General features: G+C 70.4%; 20 protein-coding genes. 13 read left to right on the plus strand and 7 right to left on the minus strand.

Features of this window, described 5'->3' with window-relative positions; genetic code table 11:
* Nucleotides 1-103: 103 nt before the first annotated feature.
* Nucleotides 104-1243 carry a GGDEF domain-containing protein gene (locus tag ASF27_RS16175; RefSeq protein WP_056261035.1) on the minus strand — a complete coding sequence of 380 codons (1140 nt, stop codon included), beginning with the start codon at nt 1241-1243 and terminating at the stop codon, nt 104-106.
* Between the two features lie 445 nt (nt 1244-1688).
* Here ASF27_RS16175 and coaD point away from each other — a divergent pair, with 445 nt between their 5' ends.
* From coaD to ASF27_RS16200, 5 genes are all read left to right on the plus strand, one after another.
* A complete protein-coding gene (gene coaD / locus ASF27_RS16180) occupies nt 1689-2189 on the plus strand; it encodes a pantetheine-phosphate adenylyltransferase (protein ID WP_056261033.1) in 501 nt (166 codons plus the stop codon).
* A gap of 44 nt (nt 2190-2233) precedes the next feature.
* The gene (locus ASF27_RS16185; RefSeq protein ID WP_056174096.1) at nt 2234-2779 is read left to right on the plus strand and encodes a peptidylprolyl isomerase; all 546 of its coding nucleotides are present in this window, start codon (nt 2234-2236) and stop codon (nt 2777-2779) included.
* Between the two features lie 17 nt (nt 2780-2796).
* On the plus strand, nt 2797-3321 hold the full coding sequence (locus tag ASF27_RS23220; RefSeq protein WP_244473071.1) for a hypothetical protein: 525 nt from the start codon (nt 2797-2799) through the stop codon (nt 3319-3321).
* A 4-nt stretch (nt 3322-3325) separates the two neighbouring features.
* Nucleotides 3326-3784, plus strand: coding sequence for a peptidylprolyl isomerase (locus ASF27_RS16195; RefSeq protein WP_056173222.1), 459 nt, complete (start codon nt 3326-3328; stop codon nt 3782-3784).
* A 113-nt stretch (nt 3785-3897) separates the two neighbouring features.
* Entirely contained in the window at nt 3898-4776 is an 879-nt protein-coding gene (locus tag ASF27_RS16200) for an EamA family transporter (protein ID WP_056361714.1), read from the plus strand.
* Here the strand turns inward: ASF27_RS16200 and mobA are convergent.
* On the minus strand, nt 4773-5432 hold the full coding sequence (gene mobA / locus ASF27_RS16205; RefSeq protein WP_056361717.1) for a molybdenum cofactor guanylyltransferase MobA: 660 nt from the start codon (nt 5430-5432) through the stop codon (nt 4773-4775). The two genes, ASF27_RS16200 and mobA, sit on opposite strands and share 4 nt — an antisense overlap.
* The gene (locus ASF27_RS16210; RefSeq protein WP_056361721.1) at nt 5429-6604 is read right to left on the minus strand and encodes an Mrp/NBP35 family ATP-binding protein; all 1176 of its coding nucleotides are present in this window, start codon (nt 6602-6604) and stop codon (nt 5429-5431) included. Before ASF27_RS16210 ends, mobA begins: the two co-directional genes overlap by 4 nt.
* A 339-nt stretch (nt 6605-6943) precedes the next feature.
* On the opposite strand from ASF27_RS16210, the gene ASF27_RS16215 reads away from it, so the two are divergent.
* Nucleotides 6944-7447, plus strand: a complete 504-nt coding sequence (locus ASF27_RS16215) for a pyridoxamine 5'-phosphate oxidase family protein (protein ID WP_056173233.1) — start codon at nt 6944-6946, stop codon at nt 7445-7447.
* Between the two features lie 158 nt (nt 7448-7605).
* Nucleotides 7606-8898 carry a nicotinate phosphoribosyltransferase gene (locus ASF27_RS16220; RefSeq protein ID WP_056173236.1) on the plus strand — a complete coding sequence of 431 codons (1293 nt, stop codon included), beginning with the start codon at nt 7606-7608 and terminating at the stop codon, nt 8896-8898.
* Between the two features lie 7 nt (nt 8899-8905).
* On the opposite strand, the gene ASF27_RS23440 is transcribed toward ASF27_RS16220, so the two are convergent.
* Nucleotides 8906-9985, minus strand: coding sequence for a methyl-accepting chemotaxis protein (locus ASF27_RS23440; protein WP_082479227.1), 1080 nt, complete (start codon nt 9983-9985; stop codon nt 8906-8908).
* Nucleotides 9986-10234: 249 nt separating this feature from the next.
* Between ASF27_RS23440 and ASF27_RS16230 the strand changes: the two genes are divergently transcribed.
* From ASF27_RS16230 to hisN, 3 genes are all read left to right on the plus strand, one after another.
* Nucleotides 10235-10993, plus strand: a complete 759-nt coding sequence (locus tag ASF27_RS16230) for a 5-oxoprolinase subunit PxpA (RefSeq protein WP_056173239.1) — start codon at nt 10235-10237, stop codon at nt 10991-10993.
* A 116-nt stretch (nt 10994-11109) separates the two neighbouring features.
* Nucleotides 11110-13053 carry an AI-2E family transporter gene (locus ASF27_RS16235; protein WP_056173247.1) on the plus strand — a complete coding sequence of 648 codons (1944 nt, stop codon included), beginning with the start codon at nt 11110-11112 and terminating at the stop codon, nt 13051-13053.
* A gap of 103 nt (nt 13054-13156) precedes the next feature.
* Nucleotides 13157-13942, plus strand: coding sequence for a histidinol-phosphatase (gene hisN, locus ASF27_RS16240; protein WP_056361723.1), 786 nt, complete (start codon nt 13157-13159; stop codon nt 13940-13942).
* A gap of 3 nt (nt 13943-13945) precedes the next feature.
* Here hisN and ASF27_RS16245 read toward each other — a convergent pair whose 3' ends face one another.
* Complete coding sequence (locus ASF27_RS16245; RefSeq protein ID WP_056361726.1) at nt 13946-14929, minus strand: alpha/beta hydrolase; 984 nt, start codon at nt 14927-14929, stop codon at nt 13946-13948.
* Between the two features lie 242 nt (nt 14930-15171).
* Here ASF27_RS16245 and ASF27_RS16250 point away from each other — a divergent pair, with 242 nt between their 5' ends.
* Nucleotides 15172-15645: an Hsp20 family protein gene (locus ASF27_RS16250; protein ID WP_056261015.1), complete on the plus strand. Its 474-nt coding sequence runs from the start codon at nt 15172-15174 to the stop codon at nt 15643-15645.
* 69 nt (nt 15646-15714) lie between these two features.
* Here the strand turns inward: ASF27_RS16250 and ASF27_RS16255 are convergent, their stop codons facing one another.
* Both ASF27_RS16255 and ASF27_RS16260 read right to left on the minus strand, forming a co-directional pair.
* Complete coding sequence (locus ASF27_RS16255) at nt 15715-16014, minus strand: hypothetical protein (protein WP_056173260.1); 300 nt, start codon at nt 16012-16014, stop codon at nt 15715-15717.
* A 90-nt stretch (nt 16015-16104) separates the two neighbouring features.
* Nucleotides 16105-16551: a hypothetical protein gene (locus ASF27_RS16260; protein WP_056361728.1), complete on the minus strand. Its 447-nt coding sequence runs from the start codon at nt 16549-16551 to the stop codon at nt 16105-16107.
* 239 nt (nt 16552-16790) lie between these two features.
* On the opposite strand from ASF27_RS16260, the gene ASF27_RS16265 reads away from it, so the two are divergent.
* The gene (locus ASF27_RS16265) at nt 16791-17657 is read left to right on the plus strand and encodes a Kdo hydroxylase family protein (protein WP_056361730.1); all 867 of its coding nucleotides are present in this window, start codon (nt 16791-16793) and stop codon (nt 17655-17657) included.
* A gap of 25 nt (nt 17658-17682) precedes the next feature.
* Nucleotides 17683-17982, plus strand: a complete 300-nt coding sequence (locus ASF27_RS16270) for an antibiotic biosynthesis monooxygenase family protein (RefSeq protein WP_056361734.1) — start codon at nt 17683-17685, stop codon at nt 17980-17982.
* The last annotated feature ends 16 nt before the right edge of the window (nt 17983-17998 follow it).

The raw sequence follows: 17998 nt of genomic DNA on the forward strand, positions 1-17998 counted from the left end.
GGACCCCCGTCGTCACGGCGACGGGGGTCCGGGACGGGTTCGGGCCCCGTCGGGATGGCGGGGATGCGGCCTCGCTTGCGGGAGAGCCGTCATCCGCGCCGGTTCAAGCCGCCCTGCGCGGGGAGGCGAGGGTGCAGCGGGCCTTGCCCCGCGCCTTCGCCTCGTAGAGCGCCGCGTCGGCGGCGGAGACCAGGCTCGCGAGACCGGCGCCGTCCTGGGGCGACGCGGCGATGCCAATGCTGACCCCGATGGTCGCCGTGCGGTCGCGCCCGAGGCCGTACGGCACCGAGATGCGCGCCGCGAGCCGCTCGCCGAACGTGATCAGCGCCTCCGGGGCGAGCGCATCGGCGAGGACCACGAACTCGTCGCCGCCGAGCCGCGCGATGACGTCGTGCGGTCCCACCGCTTGTCGCAGGCGATCGGCGACGGCTTGCAGGAGCTGGTCGCCCATGCCGTGGCCGTAGGTGTCGTTGACGGCCTTGAACCCGTCGAGGTCGAGGTAGAACAGGGCCGTCGGGCGATCCTGCCGCCCCGCCATGGCGTCCGCGAGGCCGAACCGGTTCGCCAACCCCGTCAGGCTGTCGTGCTGCGCCCGGAACGCGTTCTCGCGTTCGGCCCGCATGGTGGCGACCAGCATCTTGTTGAGCCGGAAGCCGGCCGCACTCATGCTGGCGAGATAGAACGGAATCTGCAGGAAGGTGATCAGCAGGACCGGCTCGCCGGTGAACGGCGCGCCGAGGCAGCACGAGCCGAGGGTCAGCACGATCATCGCGCCGGCGAGGCGGGGCGCGCCGAAGTTGCGGAACGAGATGCCGCCGACCATGGCGGCGGCCGAGAGGCACGCGAGGGTCGCCACCACCCAATCCCCGCTGGTGAGGCTGATCAGGGTGCCGTAGCCGACGCTCGCCGCCCAGGCGAGGCCGAGGAGGATGTAGAGGTCCGTGGGGGTTTCGCCCCCCCTGGCCGCCGCCCGCCGGGCCTGAACCAACACGACGAGCCGCACGAGGCAGATGACGCATTCGAGAACGCACCAGACCACGAAGTGCGGCTGCGGGATCCGGACGGCGACCAGCATCGACACCGTCAGGGTGTTCAGGACGCCCCCGGCGAAGATCGGAAGCGTGCCGAACAGGCTCGCGATGAGGGCGGCGCGGATCTCGTCCGGAACGTCGCGCCCCGCATCGGTGAGCCACCGCGTGACGCGCCAACGGGGCAGGCTGAACAGCAGGAGATCGTTGCGCATGGAGCGACTCGGCGGCGGTGGGACGGCCCGCGGGCGGCGAAACCGGGGTTCGCCGTCCACGACTCTCCTGCGGCTCACCGGGTGCTGGCCGCCCTTCGACCGCTCGCATGCGTTGGGTTAACATTCACACCACGAGGTATAGACGATCGTGCGGATTCGCACCCTCGGCAGTCGATCCCGCGCGTCGGAACGTCTGCGAAGACGAATGCGGCGGCCTGATCATGCCGTTCGCATGCGAGACCGGCGCACCGGCATGGGGCAATAAGCTGATCCGCGACCGGGTCGCACCCGATAGCCATCCGACATCCATCGGCGGTTCGCGAACATCCGACGAGGTCTTGGTCACGGCCGATCCGGTTGAACCGCACCCGCTTGGACGGCCTCGCCCACCGATCGACCGGGCCCCGGTTCCGTTCGGGCGAAAAATGCTCTACCCCGGGCCGCGATGATCCGCACCGCGCTCTACGCCGGCTCCTTCGACCCGGTCACCAACGGACACCTCGACGTGATTCGTCAGGCGTGCCGGCTCGTGCAGCACCTCGTCATCGCCATCGGGGTGCATCCGGGCAAGGCCCCGATGTTCACCGCCGAAGAGCGGGCCGACCTCCTGCGCGACACCTGCACGCCGCTGGCGGAGGCGGAGAATGCGCGCCTGGAGATCGTCGCCTTCGACGACCTCGCCGTCACCGCCGCCCGGCGCCACGGCGCCACCCTGTTCATCCGGGGCCTGCGCGACGGCACCGACCTCGACTACGAGATGCAGCTCGCCGGCATGAACGGCGCGATGGCGCCGGAAGTCCAGACGGTGTTCCTGCCGGCCTCCACCGGCGTCCGCCCCATCACCGCGACCCTGGTCCGCCAGATCGCCGCCATGGGCGGCGACGTCTCGCCCTTCGTGCCGGCCCTGGTGGCCGAGCGCCTGGCACGACGTTTCGCCGGATCCTGATCCTGTTTCGCCTGAAGAGAGAACACCCGCTCATGAACTTCGGAATCAATCGCCGGATCGCCCTCCTGGCCGTCGCCGCCCTCCTCGGCACGGCGCCCGCGGCGCTGGCGGCGGACGAGAACACCGTGTTCCTCGACACCAAGGACGGTCGCGTCACCATCGAGCTGCGCCCGGATCTGGCGCCGAAACACGTCGCGCAGATCAAGACCCTGATCAAGCAGGGCTTCTACAACGGCCTCAAGTTCCACCGCGTCATGGACGGCTTCATGGCCCAGACCGGCGACCCGAAGGGCAACGGCACCGGCGGTTCGAGCCTGCCCAACATCCCGGCCGAGTTCTCGCAGACCCCGTTCCGCCGCGGCACCCTCGGCATGGCGCGTTCGTCCGAGCCGAATTCGGCCAATTCGCAGTTCTTCATCTGCCTCGGCGATGCGCCGTTCCTCAACGGCCAGTACACCGTCGTGGGCCTCGTCTCGTCCGGCATGGACGCCGTCGACAAGATCAAGAAGGCGGCCCCCGGTGCCGCCGGCGGCGCCGTGCAGGATCCCGACAAGATCGTGAAGATGCAGTTGGCCCAGGGCGCGAAGTAATCCGGGGGGCGCGGGGCATGGCGGGCGTCGGCCGGGCCTGGGGGTTCTGTAGCCTCGCGTTCGCGCTGCCGCTCGGCACTGTCGGGGCGGAGTCGGCGCCCTCGACGGGCCCGCTCACCCTGCCCGAGACCCTGCGGGGCACCGTGCAAGTCCCGTCCCGGAACGGCACGACCGAGACGGGCACGACCGAAAACGGAATGGCGCAGGCCCCCGACGGCAAGCGCCTCGACACCCTCAAGGATCTCTATCCCGCGCTCGCCGCCTGCTGGATCGTGCCGGAAGGCCTCGCCCGCTTCGAGCGCACGGAGATCACCGCCCGGTTCGCCCTTCGCCGGGACGGATCGGTCATCGGAACCCCGCGCGTCACCTTCGCGACGGAAGCTGGCGACGGGCGGGCGCGTGCCCTGCTGGCGGAGGCCGCCGTTTCGGCGATCCGGCGCTGCACGCCCGCGCGGGTCACGGCCGCCCTCGGGGCGGCCATCGCGGGGCGTCCCATCGCGCTCCGCTTCATCCATCACGGACCCAGAGGACAAGGAATCTAGACCCATGGCAGACACCGAGACCCTCACCCTCGAGACCACCAAGGGCCGCGTCGTCATCGGGCTCCGCCCCGACCTCGCCCCCAACCACGTCGAGCGCCTCAAGACCCTCGCGGCCCAGGGCTTCTACGACGGCGTGCCGTTCCACCGCGTCATCGACGGCTTCATGGCCCAGACCGGCGATCCCACGGGCACGGGCTCGGGCGGCTCGGACCTCCCGGACCTCAATGCCGAGTTCAACGCCGAGCCGCACGTGCGCGGCACCTGCTCCATGGCCCGCACCAACTTCCCGCACTCGGCCAATTCGCAATTCTTCATCTGCTTCGGCGACGCCCGCTTCCTCGACAAGCAGTACACCGTCTGGGGCAAGGTGACGGAGGGCATGGACATCGTCGACACCCTCAACAAGGGCGAGCCGCCGCGCTCCCCCGACAAGATCGTCAAGGCGACCGTCTCGGCCGCCTGAACCCGACGGGTTCCGCATCGGGGAGGGTCCGCGCGCCAGGCGTGCGGGCCCTCCTTCGCGTTTCGGAGTCGCGCGCCGTCCGGGTATTCCGGCGCGTCGGAAGCGAGTCGATCATGCACGCCGCCACGCTTCCCCCGCGCGACCTGCTGCTGGCCATCGCCGTCGTGGCGGTGTGGGGCACGAACTTCGTGGTCATCCGCATCGGGCTCGATCACCTGCCGCCCCTGCTGTTCGCCGGCCTGCGCTTCGTGCTCGCCGCCCTGCCGGGCGTGTTCCTCGTGGCCCGGCCCGCGGCGTCCTGGAAGAATCTCGCCGCCTACGGCCTGCTCATCGGCGCCGGGCAATTCGGCCTGCTGTTCATCGCCCTGCGGAGCGAGATCGCGCCGGGTCTCGCCTCCCTGGTGGTGCAGGTGCAGGTGTTCTTCACCATCGGCCTGTCCATCTGGCTGACCGACGAGCGGGTGCGCGGCTACCAATGGGCCGCCCTGGCCCTCGCCGTCGCCGGCATCGGGGTCATCGCCGGCCACACCGACGCCACCACTACGCCGCTGGGCCTCGGCCTCGTGATCCTCGCGGGCCTGAGCTGGGCCGGCGGCAACATGGTGGCGCGGGCGAGCGGGGTGCGCAACATGCTGCCCTACGTGATCTGGGGCGGCCTGTTCTCGGCGCCGCCGCTGCTTGCCCTCTCCCTCGTCCTCGAAGGCTGGGACGCCATCCGGGACGGCCTTGTGCGGGCCGATGCCGCCACCTGGGCCGCCGTGCTGTGGCAATCCGTCGGCAACGCCCTGTTCGGCTACGCCGTGTGGGGCTGGCTCCTGGCGCGGCACCCCGCCGCCCTGATCACCCCCATGGCCCTGCTGGTCCCGATCTTCGGCATGGGCGCCTCCGCCCTCTGGCTCGGCGAGCCCCTGCCGGCCTGGAAGATCGGCGCCGCCGCCCTCGTCATGACGGGGCTTGCCATCGGCGTGCTGTATCCGCGCTGGCGGCCCTAGATCGACGGCGGATCCGACAAGCGCGCCTCCGCCGCCGCCAGATCCTCGGGCGTGTTGATGTTCCAGAACGGATCGAGGGGCTCGGCCGGCCAGTCCACCGGGACGGCGCCGTGGGCGCGCAGAAAGGCGCCGACCCGGCGTTCCTCCCGGACCACGAGGGCGTCGTGAAGCGCCGCCCGCAGGGCGACGGGCCAGAGCGCCACGGTGAAATGCTCCCGCCCGGTCGAGGCCGCCATCGCGATGGGGGAACCGGCGATCGGGGCGCTGGCGACGGACGCGTCGCCCAAGGCCGCCGACAGGCGGGCGACGAGATCGACCGGCAGGAACGGCGCGTCGCCGGTGACGCTCGCCACGTGACCCACCCCCGGGTGCAGGCGGGCGGCGTGATCGAGGGCGGCGAGGATTCCCGCCAGGGGGCCGGGGTTGCCCGGCACGCCGTCGGGCACGACCGGACCGGGGAACTCCGAAAACCGGGCGGGATCGCCGTTGGCGTTGAGGATGAGCCCGGCCGCGCATTGGGGCGCGAACCGCTCCACCACCCGGTCGAGGAGGGTTCGGCCGCAAAGGGTGCGCAGGGCCTTGTCGCCCCCGCCCATGCGCCGGGACAGGCCGCCGGCCAGGACGACGCCCAGCACGGCGCCGGGATCGGGCCTCATTCGATGACGATGCGGGGGGCCGCGCGGGGGGCCGAGGCGCCGTTGAGGTTCGCCCAAAGCTTGGCGGCGATGGCGCGATAGACCTTGGCGTGCGGCCCGTCGGGATCGACGGCCACCACGGGCCGCCCGGCATCCGAGCTCTCGCGGATCGTCATGTCCAGGGGCACCTCGCCGAGGAACGGCACGTCGAGGCGGGCGGCCTCGTCGCGGGCGCCGCCATGGCCGAAGATGTGCGAGGCGTGGCCGCAATTCGGGCAGACGAAGGTCGCCATGTTTTCGATGACGCCGAGGATCGGCACGGCGACCTTGCGGAACATGGTGACGCCGCGCCGGGCATCGATGAGGGCGAGATCCTGCGGGGTCGAGACGATGACGGCGCCGGACAGCGGTGTCGCCTGCGCCATGGTCAGCTGGGCGTCGCCGGTGCCGGGGGGCATGTCGACCACGAGGATGTCGAGATCGCCCCAGGCGACCTCGCGCAGCATCTGGGTGATGGCCGACTGGACCATGGGTCCGCGCCAGATCATCGCCGTCTCGGCCTCGATGAGGAAGCCGATGGACATCACCTTGATGCCGTAGCCCTCCATGGGAGCGAGCAGACGCTCCTCGATCACCTTGGGCTTGCCCGACAGGCCGAACAGCTTCGGCACCGATGGGCCGTAAATGTCGGCATCGAGCAGCCCGACCTTGAGGCCCTGGGCGGAGAGCGCGAGGGCGAGGTTGCAGGCGGTGGTGGACTTGCCGACGCCGCCCTTGCCCGAGGCCACGGCGACGATGTGGCGGACCCCCGGCAGGGCCGGCCCGGTGCGGGGCGGCTGCGGGGCGGGGGGCCGACCGGGGGCGGGCGGCTGCGGCGCGGCCTGACCTTGCGCCGGATGCGAGCCTTGCGCCGGGTGCGGGCCTTGCGCCGAGTGATTGGGGCCGCGCTCCGAGGTCAGGCTGGCGAACACGCCAGAGACGCCCGGCGTCGCCAGGATCGCGCCCTCGGCCTGGCGGCGGATCGGTTCGAAGCGCTCGGCCTCGCTCGGATCGATGAGGATCGAGAACATTACCCGGCCCGTCGGATCGACGACCACCTGCGACAGGCGCCCGGACGCGGGCAGGGTGGTGCCCCCGGCGTCGATGGTGACGGCCGACAGGATCTTCAGGACATCGTCGCGGGTGATCGCCAACACTCGGGCTCCTTGGCGCTACGGGCGGGCGGGCCCGGGCCGGACGCAGAAACGGGCGGCGCCCTCCGCCCCGGACTGGGGTTTCGCGCGCGGATGCCCGCAAGGGGACAGCATGGGGACGCGGCGAGCGCAACCCCGGGCCGCGCGGCCCTTTATCGCGAATCCGTGAATCGCGGGCTCGAATCGGGACGCGGACGACCGCCGGAAACGAGGCTTGGCGAAACGGTGAAGGGCCGAAACAAAAGCGAAGCTCGCCCGTTGTGCCCTCGAACCGATCGCCGGCGCCCTTCGAGGTGCGGCGTCCGGATGCGTCGAGACCGAGTCGGAGATTTCAACCCCATGCACCAGGGCAACCACCGCGATCACGAGGGCGCCAAGAAGCTCTTCGCCCTCATCAAGGACATCAAGGTCGCGATGATGACCACCGCGGACCCCGACGGGAAGCTCTACAGCCGCCCGATGTGGTGCCAGGAGGCGGACGAGAACGGCGACCTGTGGTTCTTCTCCAAGCTGCACTCGCCCAAGACCGCCGAGATCAGCAAGGACAACCAGATCAACCTCGCCTATTCCGACCCGTCGAGCCAGACCTATGTGTCCGTGGCGGGCAAGGCCGAGATCGTGACCGACCAGAAGGTCATCGACGACAAGTGGACCGAGAGCCTGAAGACCTGGTTCCCCAACGGCAAGGACGACCCCGAGGTCGCGCTGATCCGCGTCCACCCGGAGAAGGGCGAGTACTGGGACAGCCCCAACGCCACCGCCCTGCACATCTACGGCTACGTGAAGGCCGCGTTGACCGGCGAGTCGCCCAAGACCGAGACCAAGAAGGTCGATCTGGCCTGATTGTCTCACACGTCGCGTTTTGCGAGGGGCAGCTTACCGGAGGGTGGGCCGCCCTTTCGCGTTCCGGCATCCGGTCGGCCGATTGACTCGGAGGCGAGGCCTATGCGCCTTTCGCGGCTGAGCGGGCGTCTCGGTCCCGCGCCGGACGGTGCCCGACCATGATCGACCTCGCGACGCGGGTGTACAACCACAACTTCCAGATCGATCCCATCGTCCGGTCGCTGCTCGACACCGATTTCTACAAGCTGCTGATGGCGCAATCGATCTTCCGCCGCCGTCGCGACGCCCGGGTCACCTTCGGCATCCAGAACCGGTCGAAGAGCGTGCGGCTCGCCGACTTCGTCGATGCCGGGGAACTGCGCGAGCAGCTCGATCACGCCCGCACCCTCACGCTGAGCCGGGGGGAATCGACCTGGCTGCGCGGCAACACCTTCTACGGCCAGCGCCAGATGTTCGCCCCCGACTTCATGGACTGGCTCGAGACGTTCCGGCTGCCAGAATACGAACTCGAGGCCCGCGACGGGCAGTACGTGCTTACCTTCCACGGCCCGTGGATCGAAACGTCGATGTGGGAGGTGCCGGCCCTCTCCATCCTCAACGAGCTGCGGAGCCGGGGCGTCGTACGCCACATGGGCAAGCTCGAACTCCAGGTGCTCTACGCCCGGGCGATGACCCGGGTGTGGGAGAAGATCGAGCGCCTCCGCGCCCTGCCGGACCTGTCCATCGCCGATTTCGGCACGCGCCGCCGCCACGGCTTCCTGTGGCAGGACTGGTGCGTCGAGGCCATGCGGGCCGGCCTCGGCGACCGGTTCCTCGGAACCTCGAACTGCCTCATCGCGCTTCGCCGCGAGGTCGAGGCCGTGGGCACCAACGCCCACGAACTGCCCATGGTGTATTCGGCGCTGGCCGACGGCGACGAGGCCCTGGCGCGGGCCCCCTACGACGTGCTGGCGGACTGGCAGCAGGATTACGCCGGCAATCTCCTGGTCATGTTGCCGGACACCTACGGCACCAGCGGCTTCCTCGCGCACGCCCCCGAATGGATGAACGCCTGGACGGGCATCCGCATCGATTCGAAGGAGCCCATCGCGGGCGGAGAGGAGGCCATCGCGTGGTGGCGGTCGCGGGGCTGCGACCCCCGCGAGAAGCTGGCGATCTTCTCCGACGGCCTCGACGTCGAGACCATCGAGGCCATCCACGCGCATTTCCACGGGCGGATGCGCATCGGCTACGGCTGGGGCACCCTGCTGACCAACGACTTCCGCGGCCTCGTACCGGATGGGCGCCTCGATCCGATCTCCATCGTCTGCAAGGTCATCACGGCGGATGGGCGGCCCACGGTGAAGATCTCCGACAACCCATCGAAGGCCATCGGGCCGGCGGACCAGATCGCGCGCTATCGCCGAGTGTTCGCGGTCGCGGACGGGCCGGCGATGCCGGTTCTCGTATGAGCCGGGGTCACGGCTCCGCCCCCTGGACGATGACGCCGTACCAGCCGAGGCCAGCATAGGTCTCGTAGCCGGGCGTCCGGTGAAACGCCGTGACGGCGCCCGAGCGCGGATCACGGTCCGCGCCGCTCGCACGACCCGCCTTCTGGAGGGGCAGGACTTCTTCGAGGACGCCGCGCCCGTCGGAGGCCGCCAGCACCCGGCACCGCGCATCGACGAGGAGCACCCGGGTCCGGCCCCGATCCTCCGGCGCCACCCGCACGCCCTCGACGATGGCGCGCGCCTGCGTCTCCCAGTCGAAATGGATGGCCAGCACGCCGACGGGCCGCCCATCGCTCACGCCGCCCGCCCGAATGCCGGCGCAGTAGGTCGCCACCTGGGCGTTGCCGAGACGCGGCTGCCGCGCGACATCGGCGGCGACGTAGGAATCGCAGTCCCGCAGGCCGGCGGCCTCGCGGAACCACGACTCGGCCGAGCAGTCCCGGCCGACCACGTCGTGGAACCGCTCCGGGCGGCCATGGGCGAGCACGATGCCCTCCGGCGAGCACAGCCAAAGGTCGAGGTAGACCGTGTAGGCGTCGAGGATCACGCCGAGGCGCGCCGTCGCGTGCGCCACCCTGTCGGGCGTCGGGGCAGTGGCGCACGCCACCATGGCCGCATCGGTGGCCCACCAGCGCACGTCGCAGGTGCGCTCGTAGAGGTTGCGGTCGATGAGTTCGACGGCGTTCAGGGCGAGATCGATGAGGCGGTCGTCGCGGGTGCGGGTCGACAGATCCTCGACCTGGGCCTGCAGCCCGGCGATCCGGTCGGACAGCTCGGCCTCGAGTGCTTGGGCGATGCCCTCGACCTCGCCGCCGATGGCCCGGACTTCCTGGGCGACCACGGCGAACCCGCGTCCCATCTCGCCCGCCCGCGCCGCCTCGATGAGGGCGTTGAGGGCCAGGATCTTGACCTGGCCGGTGATGCCCTGGATGCGGCGGCTCTTCTCCGACGAAATGCGCTTGAGTTCCGCGATCTCCGCCGCGACGCCGCGCAGCCCGGTCCCGGAGGGGGACGCCACGGCTCCGTGCAGGAGGCTCAAACCCGACATCCATCTCTCGCTGGTCTTCGACACGCAGCGTCAGGTTGCGGGAAAACGCCTAAGATCGTGTTAAATCCGCCGCTCGCGGCGACTTGTATTTGTATTCTCGGCGTCCGAAGGTCTTATAGAACGGGACGATACTTCCGTGAAGAATCCCGAAGACAGAGTCTCGCGAGCGCCGATGCGAATGAGGGTTCGGGCATCCGCAACCCCGCGTCGCCCCGAGCATTCCAGGGCAGCCCTCGAACGGAGACCTGCATGCGGATCGATCTCAACGCGGATCTCGGCGAGGGTTACGGCGCCTACACCCTGGGCGACGATGCCGCGCTCCTCGACATCGTCACCTCGGCCAATGTCGCCTGCGGCTTCCACGCCGGCGATCCGTCCATCATGGTCGCCACCGCCCGGGCCGCGAAGGCGCGCGGGGTGGCGCTCGGCGCCCATCCGGGCTTCGACGACCTGCGCGGCTTCGGACGGCGGGTGATCCGCGCCACGCCCGGCGAGATCGAAGCGGATGTTGCCTACCAGATCGGTGCGCTGCAGGCCTGCGCCGCGCTCGCCGGCCACCGCGTCACCCACGTGAAGGCGCACGGGGCGCTCGCCAACCTGTCCAACGCCGAAGCCGGCGTCGCGCGAGCCATCGTCCGGGCGGTGCGCGGCGTCGATCCCGGCCTCGTCGTGATGGTGATGCCGGGCCTCGAAGCCGAACGGGCGGCCGAGGCGGCGGGCTTGGCCGTCGTGCGCGAGATCTACGCCGACCGCGCCTATGCGGAGGACGGGCAGCTCGCGCCCCGCAGCCAGGCCGGCGCCGTCATCACCGACGCGGTCGAGGTGGCCGAGCGAACCCGCCGCATGGTGGAGGAGGGCGCGCTCCTCACCCTGTCCGGCCGCCGAATCCCCGTCGCCATCGACACGGTCTGCGTCCACGGCGACGATCCGCATGCGGTGGCGACCGCCGGCGCCGTACGCCGGTCCCTGGAGGAGGCCGGCTTCACCCTGGCACCGTTCGTCGCCTGATCACGGAGCCGCGATCCGGAGCATCCCGCGGAGGGATCGTTTTGCGGCGCCGCACCGTTCCCCCGATGCGGCGCCCGATCCGAGGGCGGCCGGCGTAGCGTCGAGACGGAACCGGCATGGCGACGAGACCCACCACGAAACCCCCGCTGATTCCGCCGCGCCCGACCCGGATCGCCGCCGCCGAGACGCCGGCCCCGACCATGAGCTCGCCCCTCATCGTCGCCGCACTCATCGTCACCGGCCTCTATCTCGGCCGCGACGTGCTGATTCCCATCGCCATCGCGATCCTGCTGTCCTTCGTCCTCGGCCCCCTGGTGAACCTGCTCCGGCGCTGGCACCTCGGGCGCTTCCTGTCGGTGGCCGCCTCGGTACTGATGACGCTCAGCGTCGTGGGTGCCCTCGGCGCCCTCATCGGGGTCCAGCTCGCCGACATCGCCGGCGATGTCCCGCGCTACCGCACCACCATCGAGCGCAAGGTCGAGGGCCTCAAGGACACCCCGGCCGGCCGCATGGCCGAGTATGTCGCCGGCATCGGCCGGACCATGCACCAGGACGGCCCGAAGCCGGAGCCGAAACCCGAACCGAAGCCCGACGCGGCCCCGGCCGCCCCGCCGCCCGAGAAGGCGATCCTCGTCGAGGTGAAGGACCGCGCGCCCGACGCGCTGACCATGGCGGGCACCCTGCTGTCGCCGATCCTGCATCCCCTCGCCACCATCGGCATCGTCTTCGTTGTGCTGCTGTTCCTGCTGATGCAACGCGAGGACCTGCGCGACCGCATGATCCGCCTCGCCGGATCGAGCGACCTGCACCGCACCACCGTCGCCATGGACGACGCCGCCAAGCGGCTCAGCCGCTACTTCCTCGTGCAGCTCGCCCTCAACGCCTCGTTCGGCCTCGTGGTCGGCGTCGGCCTCTACGTCATCGGCGTGCCGAGCCCGGTGCTGTGGGGCATCTTCTCGGCCCTGATGCGGTTCGTGCCCTATATCGGCGCCGTGCTGTCGGCGGTGTTTCCCCTGGCCCTGGCCGCGGCCGTCGATCCGGGCTGGACCATGGTGGTCGAGACGCTGATCCTGTTCGCGATCCTCGAGCCCCTCGTCGGCCACTTCATCGAGCCGATGCTGTACGGCCACTCCACCGGCATGTCGCCGTTCGCCGTCCTCGTCTCGGCCCTGTTCTGGACATGGCTGTGGGGGCCCGTCGGCCTGCTGCTGTCGACGCCGCTCACCGTCTGCCTCGTGGTGCTGGGGCGCCACGTCGACAAGCTCGAATTCCTCGACGTGCTGTTCGGCGACCGGCCCGCCCTGACGCCGGTGGAGAACTTCTACCAGCGCATCCTCGCGGGCGATGCCGACGAGGTGCAGGAGCACGCCGAACTCATCCTCAAGTCCTGCTCGCTCGCGGCCTATTACGACGAGGTGGTGATCCGGGGCCTCGAACTCGCCGCCCGCGACGCGGCGCGCGGCGTGCTCACCACCGAGCAGAAAGCCGACATCCGCCAGAGTCTGGCCGGCCTCGTGGAGGATCTCGCGGAGCGCGAGGACGAGGGGGCCGAGCCTCCTGACGCCGAGGAGGCGCGGACCGGCGTCACCGAGGCCTGGGCCGAACCCGGAACCGTCCTGTGCGTGTCGGGGCGCAGCTTCGTCGACGAATCCGCCTGCGCGATCCTGGCCCAGCTCCTGCGGACGCGCGGGATCGGCGCCCGCACGGTGCCGTTCGCCGAGCTGGCGCGGGCGCGGATCGACACCTTCGATCCAGGCCCGGCGCGCCTCGCCTGCATCGTCTCGACGGCGATCAGCGGCGAGCCGACCCACCTCCGGCGGCTGGCCGAACGCCTGCGGCGCAAGCTGCCCCGGGCCCGCCTGGTCGTCGGCCTGTGGCAGGCGGACGAGAACGGTCTCGACGAGGCGGCCCAGCGCCGGGCGATCCCGGCGGACATGCACGTCACCTCCCTGCGCGGCGCCATCGACGCCATCGTGGCCGCCGCCGATCCGGCCACCCCGGATCCCGTGGCGGCGGAGCGGCCGGCCGCGCATCCCGTCGGTGCGCCCGTGCCCGTCTAGGGGCCGGGCGCCCGTCCGATCGCGGGTCGCGTGTCCGTCGGGACTTGACGGCGAGGCGTCGCGTCCGCTTCGCTGCCGTCAGGGTCCCGGACAGGAAGTTTCGATGAGCGTCGTCGATCTCGCGCGGTTCATGGACGATCTCGCCACCGAGTCCGGGCAGGCGATCCTGCCGTTCTTCCGCGCCGCCTTCGGCATGGACGACAAGGGCCATGGCGGGACCTTCGACCCCGTGACGGAGGCTGACCGCGGGGCGGAGGTGATCCTGCGCGGCCTGATCCGCCGCAGCTTCCCGACCCACGGCATCCTGGGGGAGGAGTTCGGTTCGGAGAACCTCGACGCCGAATGCGTCTGGGTGCTCGACCCCATCGACGGCACCCGCGCGTTCATCGCCGGCCTGCCGACCTGGGGCACCCTCATCGGCCTCACCCGGCACGGCGTGCCGGTCCGCGGCCTGATGCACCAGCCGTTCCTCGGGGAACGCTTCTCCGGCGACGGCGCCACGGCGCGGATGCGCTCTTCCCGGGGCGAGCGGATCCTGCGCGCCCGGCGCGGTACGGTCCTGAAGCACGCGCTGCTGGCCACCACCGATCCGCGCCTGTTCGCCGACGGCCCCGAGCGCGACGGCTTCACAGCCATCGAGGCGGCCGTGCGGATGTCGCGCTACGGCACGGATTGCTATGCCTATTGCATGCTGGCGGCGGGCCAGGTCGATCTCGTGGTGGAAGCCGGGCTCAAGCCCTACGACATCGTCGCCCTCATCCCCATCGTCGAGGGGGCGGGCGGCGTCATCACCGCCTGGGACGGCGGACCGGCCGCCGCCGGCGGCCGCATCGTCGCCGCTGGCGACCGGGCACTGCACGCCGAGGCCCTTCGTCTCCTCAACCCGTAGGGCTCAGGCATCGGTGTAGGCCCCGGCGGTCCTGGTCGACTCGACGACGGTGCCGGGCACGAACGCGTCGAACGCCGCCCAGAAATCGTCCCGGATCGCGTCGGTTTCCGACAGGATCTCGTGGCGGGCGCCGGGCAGGACCAGGATGTGCGCCCCGCGCACCAGCCGGGCGAACCGCTCCGTCGCCCGCGTCTCGCAGACAGGGTCCGCCCCCGCGCCGACGACGAGGGCCGGGATCGCGATGGATGCGGCCACCCGACGGTCGCGCAGGCGCCGCATTGTGCGGAAGGCGCCCGCGAGCCACGCGATGGTCGGATCGCCTACGGCCCCGGCCCCGACGGCCCGCGCCGCCGCGGCGTTGCGGGCATAGCGCACCGGGTCGCTCGAGAGGCGGTTGCGGGCGAACGGCTTCGTGGCGATGGAGGTCGGCGTTCCGAACGGGATGTAGCGCCGGCCGAGGCCGAGGCGGTGGAGGATGCGCGCGAGCGCCGAGGCGCCGGCCGGCCAGCGCACCATGCGCAGGGCGACCATCGGCGCCACGGTGACGATCCGGCTGAACGGTAGCCAGCCCTCGTAGGCCCCGGTAAAGGCCACGGCGCCGCCCATGGAATGCGCGAGACCGATATGCGGATACGGCATCAGGGGCCGCAGGACCGCCTCCTCGACGGCCTTGAGGTCGCGTCGATAATCATCGAACCGGGCGACGTGGCCCTTGTGCGCGTCGGCGACCTGGCGCTGCGATTCGCCCTGGCCGCGCCAGTCGAACGCCACGACGGCGAAGCCGCGTCCGCGCAGATCACCGACCGTCTCGTAGTATTTCTCGATGAACTCGGCCCGGCCCTGCAGCAGGCACACGGTGCCCTTCACGAGACGGGTGGTGGGGCGCCAATGCGCGACCCGCAGCTCGACGCCGTCCTCGGTGCGGACCGCCTTCAGGGCGCCGCCGGGCGGGACAGGATTGTCGGGTGTGGAACCCAGCGTCAGCATCGGCCGATCCTCGTGCGGCAGGCCTTACCCCACCGGTGCGCCTCTTGTGCCATGCCATCCCTTCCGGCCTGTCACCACATCGAAAAAATTGCGAAAAACACCGCGACGCGCGGGTTTCAGGCTCTTGCGAAGACAAACGACTCCGCCAATATCACGGGGGCACCGGCCGTTACGGCGGTGCGACAGGTCCGGCCCTCGGGCGGACCCGATCTAAGCATGTTGCTTCTTATGGAGAATATGTCATGCGCCAGTTCGATCTTGCTCCCCTCTACCGCTCCACCGTCGGCTTCGACCGCCTGTTCTCGGCCCTCGACCAGTACGTCGCCGCCGATCCGGCCCCGACCTATCCGCCCTACAACATCGAGCGCACCGGCGAGAACGCCTACCGGATCACGGTGGCGGTCGCAGGGTTCACGGACTCCGATCTCGCCATCGAGGTCAAGGAGAACGCGCTGACGCTGAAGGGCGAGCGTGCGACCGATCCCGACAAGCCGGTTACGTTCCTGCACCAGGGCATCGCCGCGCGCGCCTTCGAGCGCCGCTTCCAGCTCGCCGACTACGTACAGGTGACGGGTGCGGTGCTGGAGAACGGCCTCCTTCACATCGATCTCGTCCGCGAGATCCCGGAGGCGAAGAAGCCGCGCCAGATCCAGATCGCCACGGGTCGCGCGTCCGCGACCCCGACCATCGAGGGTTCGGTACAGCAGGCGGCGTAAACGCCGCTCCGCTCTTAAAACCAGCGGGGCGCCCCGGCCGAAAGGCCGGGGCGCTTTCATTTCGAACCGTCAGGATTCGTCGTCGAAGCGGTCGCCGCGGCCCGGCTCCTTGCAGCGATAGCCGACGAAACAGCGCGGCGTGTCGCCCGCAGGGACGAAAGCCGGAATCGTGATCTCGGTGATCTCGCAGAAGCTGCGGTCTCGGACGAAGCGGTCGTAGGTCGGGCCGCCGGTGCCAAGGACGATGCCGCCCTCCCGCCCGACGATGCCTTTCGCCTGGGCGCAGCTCATGGTGGTGGTGGACGGCCGCTGTGCGAAAGCCGGGCTGACCGCGCCGACGCAGATCAGCGCGAGAAGTATGCGCGTCATGATCGATCCCTCACGCCGTGGACCCGTCCACGGCACATGGGAAAACGCTTCGCCGTGCCCCGTGATCCTGCGGCGGGACACCGCGCCGTCCTAGAGATCCCCGAAGATGAGCTGGCCCTGGGGGCTCGGACGCCGCGCCGGGGCTCCCGGCCGCGCGGCAGGCTTCACGCTGCGCTTGATTGGCGGACGTTTCGCCACGGGCTCGGCCCGCAGGCGGGCCTTGGCCTTGTCGCGGGCGATGGCCTCTGGGGCGTTCGGATCGTCATCGAGCCACTTGCCGCGCTTGATCACCTCGTTGACCCGGCCCTGGTTGACCCCGACCTTGAAGGCGATCTCCTGTTGGGTCATGCCCGTGGAGGCGTGAAGGTCGAGGATGGCGCGGGCGAGTTCGGGCGTCATCTTCTGCCCCGTGAGGCGGCGCGCCGGCTTGATGGTGCGGGTGGCGCGGTCACGCTCGCGCAGGCGCTCCAGCAGGGCGAGCGCCATGAGCATCCCGTGCTCGCGCAGCGACTCCTCGAATTCCTTCAACGTCGCCATGCTGGCTTCCTTGCCGGTGCCGGATCCGCGCTCGGATCCCGGACCGCCATACAAACGTGCCGCGCGCCGTGAAGTTGCGCGCAACGGGAACCGCATGGTTGAGCCTCCCGCCGCACCCTGACAACCGGCCAGAGCCGTCATCCACCGGTATTCGCGCGCCCGACGGCCGGGTTGGTTTCGGGCGTCACCTTCGGATAAACCCCGTCTCCACCCGCCGGAAACCCAGGACGCCGCCCGCGATGATCAGCCCGATCGTTTCCGTCTCCCGAGAAGGTTCGGCCCCCGGTGCGCCATCCCTGGTCGATGCCCTGGAGGGCGGGGCGGTCCTGATGTTCCCCGATCTCGACTTTCCGTTCAGCCCGTTCGAGGAGCGCTTCGTCGAACGGCCCTTCGCCGACGGCAAGGCGAAGAACGTGAACATCCGGGGCGGGGCCGCGAGCCTGCGGGGCGCGGCCGGCACCCCTGAGGAACAGGAGGCACTGCGCCAGCTTCTCATCCGCTACCGCGCCTTCGCGGACGCCCTCATCGCCCGGTATCTCCCGACCTATGCGGGCAAGATCGCCCTCGCGGGGACCTCCTACCGCCCGTTCGAGGTGGACCAGCGCAAGCTGAGCTGGCGGCGCGACGACACCCGCCTGCACGTCGATGCGTTCCCGTCGAACCCCATCGGCGAGAAGCGCATTCTTCGGATCTTCCGCAACATCAACCCCGAAGGTCAGCCGCGCCTGTGGCGGGTGGGCGAAGACTTCGCCTCGATGGCCCAGAAGTTCGTGCCGAAGCTGCCGGGTTATTCGCCGCTCTCGGCGCGGCTGCTCGCGGCTCTGAAGATCACCAAGGCGAGGCGCTCGGAATACGACCACCTGATGCTGCATCTGCACGACGCTTTGAAGCAGGACATGGCCTATCAGGCCGATGCCCCGCAGGCCGACGTGCGCTTCGCGCCGGGCCAGACCTGGGTGACGTTCTCCGACCTGGTGATGCACGGCGCCATGGGCGGCCGCTACATGCTGGAACAGACCGCCTACATCCGGGTCGCCGACCAGGCCGACCCCGAGCGCAGCCCGCAGCGCATCCTCGCCCGCACCCTCGGCCGCCCCCTGCGCTGACCCCTCCCCGAACAAAGGACCCGCCATGATCCTCGAAATCGCGCAGATCGACCTCAAGCCCGGCACGGAATCCGACTTCGAGGCCGGCATCGCCCGGGCCGCCGAGATTTTTCGCGAAGCCACGGGCTGCCGCAGCTTCGCCGTGCGCCGCTCCATCGAGAAGCCGCAGCGCTATCGCCTCCTCATCGAGTGGGACACCCTGGAGAACCACACCAAGGATTTCACCGGCTCCCAGGCCTGGCAGGATTACCGCGCCATGGTCTCGCCGTTCTTCGAGGCGCCGCCGAGCGTTGAGCACACGGAACTGACGCTTCAGGCCTTCTGACGCGAGACCGCTGACG

This window comes from Methylobacterium sp. Leaf102, assembly GCF_001422425.1.
GTDB lineage: Bacteria > Pseudomonadota > Alphaproteobacteria > Rhizobiales > Beijerinckiaceae > Methylobacterium.

Coding starts and splice junctions, on each gene's coding strand:
- ASF27_RS16195 (WP_056173222.1), top strand. CDS start 3,326: ATGGCAGACACCGAGACCCTCACCCTCGAGACCACCAAGGGCCGCGTC.
- ASF27_RS16255 (WP_056173260.1), bottom strand. CDS start 16,014: ATGACGCGCATACTTCTCGCGCTGATCTGCGTCGGCGCGGTCAGCCCG.
- ASF27_RS16220 (WP_056173236.1), top strand. CDS start 7,606: ATGATCGACCTCGCGACGCGGGTGTACAACCACAACTTCCAGATCGAT.
- ASF27_RS16270 (WP_056361734.1), top strand. CDS start 17,683: ATGATCCTCGAAATCGCGCAGATCGACCTCAAGCCCGGCACGGAATCC.
- ASF27_RS16260 (WP_056361728.1), bottom strand. CDS start 16,551: ATGGCGACGTTGAAGGAATTCGAGGAGTCGCTGCGCGAGCACGGGATG.
- ASF27_RS23220 (WP_244473071.1), top strand. CDS start 2,797: ATGGCGGGCGTCGGCCGGGCCTGGGGGTTCTGTAGCCTCGCGTTCGCG.
- ASF27_RS16235 (WP_056173247.1), top strand. CDS start 11,110: ATGGCGACGAGACCCACCACGAAACCCCCGCTGATTCCGCCGCGCCCG.
- hisN (WP_056361723.1), top strand. CDS start 13,157: ATGAGCGTCGTCGATCTCGCGCGGTTCATGGACGATCTCGCCACCGAG.
- ASF27_RS16245 (WP_056361726.1), bottom strand. CDS start 14,929: ATGCTGACGCTGGGTTCCACACCCGACAATCCTGTCCCGCCCGGCGGC.
- coaD (WP_056261033.1), top strand. CDS start 1,689: ATGATCCGCACCGCGCTCTACGCCGGCTCCTTCGACCCGGTCACCAAC.
- ASF27_RS16200 (WP_056361714.1), top strand. CDS start 3,898: ATGCACGCCGCCACGCTTCCCCCGCGCGACCTGCTGCTGGCCATCGCC.
- ASF27_RS16230 (WP_056173239.1), top strand. CDS start 10,235: ATGCGGATCGATCTCAACGCGGATCTCGGCGAGGGTTACGGCGCCTAC.
- ASF27_RS16175 (WP_056261035.1), bottom strand. CDS start 1,243: ATGCGCAACGATCTCCTGCTGTTCAGCCTGCCCCGTTGGCGCGTCACG.
- ASF27_RS23440 (WP_082479227.1), bottom strand. CDS start 9,985: ATGTCGGGTTTGAGCCTCCTGCACGGAGCCGTGGCGTCCCCCTCCGGG.
- ASF27_RS16215 (WP_056173233.1), top strand. CDS start 6,944: ATGCACCAGGGCAACCACCGCGATCACGAGGGCGCCAAGAAGCTCTTC.
- ASF27_RS16250 (WP_056261015.1), top strand. CDS start 15,172: ATGCGCCAGTTCGATCTTGCTCCCCTCTACCGCTCCACCGTCGGCTTC.
- mobA (WP_056361717.1), bottom strand. CDS start 5,432: ATGAGGCCCGATCCCGGCGCCGTGCTGGGCGTCGTCCTGGCCGGCGGC.
- ASF27_RS16265 (WP_056361730.1), top strand. CDS start 16,791: ATGATCAGCCCGATCGTTTCCGTCTCCCGAGAAGGTTCGGCCCCCGGT.